This window comes from Betaproteobacteria bacterium, assembly GCA_016791345.1.
Classification (GTDB): domain Bacteria; phylum Pseudomonadota; class Gammaproteobacteria; order Burkholderiales; family JAEUMW01; genus JAEUMW01.
On the sequence record JAEUMW010000240.1, the window covers coordinates 1 to 3,999 of the forward strand.

Annotated in this window: 5 protein-coding genes; 2 read left to right on the forward strand and 3 right to left on the reverse strand. The window is 67.1% G+C overall.

Annotated elements, in window-relative coordinates:
* The coding region (nrfD, locus tag JNK68_09370) for a polysulfide reductase NrfD (GenBank protein MBL8540569.1) at positions 1-888 on the forward strand (888 nt) is incomplete at its 5' end.
* A gap of 89 nt (positions 889-977) precedes the next feature.
* Here nrfD and JNK68_09375 read toward each other — a convergent pair.
* Both JNK68_09375 and JNK68_09380 read right to left on the reverse strand, forming a co-directional pair.
* The gene (locus JNK68_09375; GenBank protein MBL8540570.1) at positions 978-1,508 is read right to left on the reverse strand and encodes a hypothetical protein; all 531 of its coding nucleotides are present in this window, start codon (positions 1,506-1,508) and stop codon (positions 978-980) included.
* A gap of 117 nt (positions 1,509-1,625) precedes the next feature.
* Positions 1,626-2,264, reverse strand: coding sequence for a class I SAM-dependent methyltransferase (locus JNK68_09380; GenBank protein ID MBL8540571.1), 639 nt, complete (start codon positions 2,262-2,264; stop codon positions 1,626-1,628).
* Positions 2,265-2,327: 63 nt separating this feature from the next.
* On the opposite strand from JNK68_09380, the gene JNK68_09385 reads away from it, so the two are divergent.
* Positions 2,328-2,606 carry a hypothetical protein gene (locus JNK68_09385; GenBank protein MBL8540572.1) on the forward strand — a complete coding sequence of 93 codons (279 nt, stop codon included), beginning with the start codon at positions 2,328-2,330 and terminating at the stop codon, positions 2,604-2,606.
* 15 nt (positions 2,607-2,621) lie between these two features.
* Here JNK68_09385 and JNK68_09390 read toward each other — a convergent pair whose 3' ends face one another.
* Positions 2,622-3,899: an alpha/beta fold hydrolase gene (locus JNK68_09390; protein ID MBL8540573.1), complete on the reverse strand. Its 1,278-nt coding sequence runs from the start codon at positions 3,897-3,899 to the stop codon at positions 2,622-2,624.
* Positions 3,900-3,999 lie beyond the last annotated feature (100 nt).

Below are 3,999 nucleotides of genomic sequence, written 5' to 3' on the forward strand. Positions count from 1 at the left end.
CCCTTCATCGGCCGCTTCAACTTCCCGAGCTCGCTGCTCGCGTGGGACATCGTGGTGCTGAACGGATACCTCGCACTCAACCTACTGATCCCGATGTACGTTCACTACTGCCACTACCGGGGCGAGGAGCCGAATCTCAAGCTCTACTTTCCGGTGGTGGTCGTCGCCATGTTCTGGGCCATCTCGATCCACACCGTCACGGCTTTTCTGTTCTCGTCGAACGCTTCGCGGCCGTTCTGGAACGTCGCCCTGCTCGGACCGCGCTTCATCGCGTCGGCGTTCGCCTCGGGTCCCGCGCTCATCATCCTGACGCTGCAGGTGATCCGCCGGGTCACGGATTACCCGGTGAGCCAAAGCGTCATCGAGACCTTGGCGCTGATCATGGCGGTGGCGATGCAGATCAGCCTGTTCTTCGTCGGCGCCGAGCTGTTCACCGACTTCTACAGCGAAACCAACCACGCCACGTCGATGCACTACCTCTTTCTCGGCTTCGAAGGTTTCGCCGGTCTGCGTCTCTGGATCTGGCTGGCCGTTGCGCTGAATCTGGTGGCGGTGACGATTCTCTCGATCCACCCGCTGCGCCGGCGGGTGCTGACGCTCAACATAGCGTGCGTCTGCGGGTTCCTGGGAATCTGGCTGGAGAAGGGCATGGGGCTGGTGGTTCCGGGCTTCATTCCCACGCCGCTTGGCGAGATCTTCGAGTACGTGCCGACCGCAACGGAGTTCTATATCGCGATCGGCATCTGGGCGTTCGGCTTTCTGGTCTTCACGTTGCTCGCCAAGGCGAGCATCGCCATCGAGTTGGGTCGGGTGCGCTCGAGTCCCGGTCGGACCCGGGGTGCGAGGACGGCGGGATCGGGTGTCGCCGCCGTCGCGCATTCGGAGTGAGCGCCGGTCGCGTCGGGTGGCCGGCGACCCACACGAGCAGGGCGGCGGTGTTTACCGTCGCCCTGCTAGCTCACGCCGCTTCGAGCGACTCACTGCGCGATGACCGCAAGCGACATCTCGTCGATCAGCGCCTCGTCTGCGGCGTTGTAGCCGGTCAACTGACGCAGCACGCGGATCTCGTGGTACTCGTGGCCGGTCACGTTCACCAGCACGCTTGTGCCCACACTCTGCCGATGATGCTGGGGAGCGCCGGAACCCGGCTTGACGCTGGTGCAGAGTTCGAAGGTGCCGAGCCCGGTCGGGGCGACGATCTGCTGATCCGGTTCTCCCTGATCGACGACGATGGCAATCGTGAGCGCGGTGGTGTCGTCGTTCGCCTTTACCGAACATTCCGCGTGGAACTGGATGAGGTACTTGCTGCCGCCGAAGGGCGACAGCACGGTCGAGCCGGCGTTGTTGAGCGGCAGCGCCGCGCTGGCGCCGTTGTTGATGATGGTCGTGGTGGTCCGTGTCGTGCCGAACATGACCGGGTCCGCCCACACCGACTGGACGAAGAAGGCGAGGATCAGAATCGCGATGGCCTGCGCAAAGATTCGTGACGAATGATAGGTGTGGTCCATGGTGGCTTCCTCTCGCTGTTGTTGGCGTTGCCCCGAACGTCGTACGCGGTTCGCGGCACGGTGACGCGAGACGTATTGGGCGCGCGGGCGCCCGCCACGGACAATCCGCCGCAGTGACTAGTACGAAGGGCCGATCCGCCGCCAGACCGTCGCCAGCCAGGGCTGCTGCGCGCGCGGCAGTCCCGGCGGGCGATAGTAGTGTTCGAGTTCAGCGAAGCCTGCCGCCAGCAGGTGGTGCTGCCATGTTTCCAGGTCGTGATAGACGCCGTAGCGCTCGCCCGACCATCCTTCCTGGTTGTGGCCGCGCGGGTTCGAGCTGAAGAGCACGCCGCCCGGCTTGAGCGTCGCGCGCAGTTCGCCCAGCACGCGCGGCAATTCCTGGGTCGGCACGTGGAAGAGCACGGCGTTGGCGAACACGCCGTCGAACCGATCGGGCGGCAGATCGAGCGCGAGGAAATCTTGTTCCCACACGATGCAGCCGCTGTGCGCGCGGGCCATTGCCGCAAGCCGCGGTGCACCTTCCAGGCCGACGGCGACATGTCCGAGACCCGAGAACGCGGCGAGGTCGCGGCCCGGGCCGCAGCCCAGATCGAGTATCGTGAACGGCGGGTCGGCCGCGATATGGCGCAGGAGCGCATCGATGTTCTGACGCACGTCGTGGTCGCGCGTGCCTTCCCAGAATTGCTGCGCGTGCCGGTCGTAGTGGCCGACGGTGCGCGCGACGATGCCGGCGAGCTCGGCTGCCGAACGTTTCACGGCACGTGCACCGACGCGGCCGTCGACTTCATCGCGCACGTTGCGGCAGGTAGACTAGGGCGCATGGACAGCGACCCGTACCGCAGGCTCGAAGGCGCGACACCGCGCGCGCCGGGCGTGTTCGCGAGACTTGCCGCCTTTGCCATCGGCGCCATGCTGCTCGCTGCTGCACTCATGGTCTCGGCAGTGGTGTTCGCGATCGCGCTCGCCGCCGCGGTCGTGCTCGGCGCCTACTTCTGGTGGAAGACACGAGCGCTGCGCCGGCGGATGCGCGAGCGACCACCCGGGGGGCATGTCATAGAAGGCGAGGTGGTTCGTGAGGACGACGTGCGGCCGCGCTGAGCGTGCGCTCGCATCTCACGCGCTCACCGGCGCAGCCTGCCTGGCCGCTGGTGCTTGCGGTGCCGGGGCTGGCCCCCAGAACTCGTCCTCCAGCGCCTGATCGTCCGGAAACCAGCGCAGCTCGTACACGCGGTCGGCGTGCATCGCGATCATGAGCGCGCCCTGGGACGCGAGCTCGGCAGCCCCGCGGCGTGCGACCCATGACGCCGGCACGAGGGCAACGCCGCGATTCAGCACCACGGTGCCGAACGCCGTGAAGCGCGCCGACTCGGCAGCCGACTGGATCTCGGCGAGAAAATGCCGCAGCGGCTTGCCGCCGCGATGGATGCCGGAGAGGCGATTGCGGCCCGGCTGCGACCAGCGCATGTCGGGGATGCCGAGCGGCGGCAGATCGCGCCAGGCGCCGGCTTCGAGCACCAGGCACACCTTGCCGACGAGACCCCGCAAGGCTTCCGGCGACATCTTCGGATCGTCGCTCAGCTGCCCGGATTCCAGCGGCGGCACGCCGAAGAATTCGAGCACGTTGCGGGCGACGATTTCCCGGTCGTTGTCGATGCAGATCATGTGGTAGCTGTTCTCCAGCACCACCATCCGCGCCCGGTCGCCACCGATGCCGCGCACGAGGAAGTCCGCCGAGCGCAGGCTCGTGAGCTCGTCCTCGCGTGCATGGACGACGAGCGCCGGGCACGCGATGCGCGCGAGCCCCGTCATCACGCGCTCGCGCAGACGGTCGACTTCGCGCACGCAGGCGAGCGGGACCCAGCGGTAGTGGAATCCGTCGTTGCGCTCGAACTTCGCCTTGACGATCGCGCGCAACTGCTCGTTCTTGATGCCGAAGGGATCCTCTTCGTCGATGTGCATGGTGCGCGGGAGCGGCGGAACGCGGTAGAGCAACCGGCGCAGGCCCCGATACCATGGCGTTGCCCAGCCATCGAGAAAGATCGGCGGCGCCAGCGCGACGAGCCGTCCCTTGTCGTGTTGCTCCTGCTTTGCCACCTCGACGGCGAGCAACGACCCCATGCACATGCCCATGAGGTGCAGCGTCTCGTGCTGTGCGGCGAGCTCGCGGTAGCGGGCACGGCACGCTTCGAGCCAGTCCTCGGCCTTCACGGCGAGCAGGTCCTCCGGCTTCGTCCCGTGGCCGGGCAATGTCAGCGAGTGCGTGACGAACCCCGACAGCTTGAGCCGCTTGTGCATGGAGCCGAGGTCGTACTCGGTCCCGCCGAGGCCATGGATGAGAAAGACGCCGGCGCGTTCCTCGGGCGCGGCGTCGAGGGGAGCCTGCGCGCTCATGAGCGCGCGCCGTCCGCAGCGCCGCCTTGCCGAACGGGGCGCAGGAAGCCGACGAAGCGGTGGATCGTGTCGTCGAAATCGACGATCGCCGTGACCTCGC